The organism is Labedaea rhizosphaerae (genome assembly GCF_004362825.1).
GTDB classification, from domain to species: Bacteria; Actinomycetota; Actinomycetes; order Mycobacteriales; family Pseudonocardiaceae; genus Labedaea; species Labedaea rhizosphaerae.
Genome location: NZ_SNXZ01000021.1, coordinates 1 through 1,465, shown reverse-complemented (window position 1 = coordinate 1,465; position 1,465 = coordinate 1). Strand labels below are relative to the sequence as shown.

1 protein-coding gene is annotated in these 1,465 nt (G+C 67.8%); it reads right to left on the bottom strand.

The window, feature by feature from the left end; genetic code table 11:
- Positions 1–24 precede the first annotated feature (24 nt).
- Entirely contained in the window at positions 25–1,230 is a 1,206-nt protein-coding gene (locus tag EV186_RS38655; RefSeq protein WP_133854532.1) for an IS110 family RNA-guided transposase, read from the bottom strand.
- Between the last annotated feature and the right edge of the window lie 235 nt (positions 1,231–1,465).

The following is a 1,465-nucleotide window of genomic DNA, read 5'->3' as shown; positions in this document are numbered from 1 at the left end:
CGGAAGGGTGTCCCTATGTGGTTGTCAAGCCGCGGCGGGGGTGGAGACGGGTTCGGGGTGGCGGTAGTGGGTGCCGTTGCGGAGCATGGCGTAGAGGACGTCGCAGCGGCGGCGGGCGAGGCAGATGAGTGCGGCGTTGTGGTTCTTGCCCTCGGCTCTTTTCTTGTCGTAGTAGGTGCGGCTGGTGGGGTCGGACATGGCGGCGAAGGCGGCGAGGAAGAACGCTCGTTTGAGTTTGCGGTTGCCGGTTCTGGCTGGGTGTTCGCCTTTGATGCTGGTTCCGGAGTTGCGGGTGACGGGGGCGATGCCGGCGTAGGCGGCGAGGTGTGCAGAGCTGGCGAAGTGGGAGGCGTCGCCGATCTCGAGGAGGATGCGGGCGGCGGTCCTGACTCCGATGCCGGGCATCGAGGTCAGGACCCCGGCGAGAGGGTGCGCATCGAGTATCCCCTCGACCTGTTCGGCGACCTGTTTTCGTTGCTGGAGAACGGTTTTCAGGCTGTCCGCGAGTCGGGGCAGGACGGTGTCGGCGGCCGCGGTGCCCGGAACCGTGACGGTCTGCTCGGCCAGCGCGGTCGTGATCGCCTCGACCAGCCGCTCGCCCATGCGGGGGGCGTGGGCTTTCGCGATCGCGGTCAGCTTGCGGCGTCCGGTTTTGCGGATTCCGGCTGGTCCGCCGCAGCGGGACAGGATTTCCAGGACCGCGGGGTGGCTGATCTTCGGGCCGATGGCGCGTTCGAGGGCGGGGTGGAGGCCGGTGAGCAGGCCGCGGATGCGGTTGCTGATCCTGGTGGCCTCACCGGCCAGGTCGTCGTCGAAGCCGACCAGCACGTCGAGTTCGGCCAGGGTGTCATCGTCGACGTCGACCGGTCGCAGGGTGTGGGGCAGGCAGCGGGCGGCGTCGGCGATGACGAACGCGTCCCGGGCATCGGTTTTCGCCTGGCCGGGGTAAAGGTCGGCGATGCGGCGCATCGCCAGTCCGGGCAGGTAGGCGACCTGGTGCCCGGCTGCGCGGGCGACCGTGACCGGCAGCGCGCCGATCGTGGCTGGTTGGTCGACCACGACCAGCAGTGTTCCGTGCTGGGCGAGTTTGGCGAACAAGGCCCGCAGTTTCGGTTCGGTGTTGGGCAGCGGCGCGTCGTGCAGCCGCTTCCCGTCCGGGGCGAGACCGACTGCGTGATGGGCTTGCTTGCCGACATCCAGACCGAGGAACACCCCGAAATCGCTGCTCATCCACCATCCCGTTCACTCGCCACGGGTGATCACCGGTCGGGCATCGATGGCCGGCACCCACGTTACGAGCAGACCTACCCCAAGGGCGGCCGTGTCCCTATCAGCGGTCCTTCGATGCCACCAAACCCGGTGACACCACCCTTCGGATCATGCGTTCGACTGGGGACATCAGTCATGCCGGGCCCGGCGACCACAGCTCCTTGATCAGGAACCACGAAAAAGGTAACGGGGACAC

Excerpts from the sequence above, each read along its gene's own strand:
- EV186_RS38655 (WP_133854532.1), bottom strand. The coding sequence starts at position 1,230 with ATGAGCAGCGATTTCGGGGTGTTCCTCGGTCTGGATGTCGGCAAGCAA.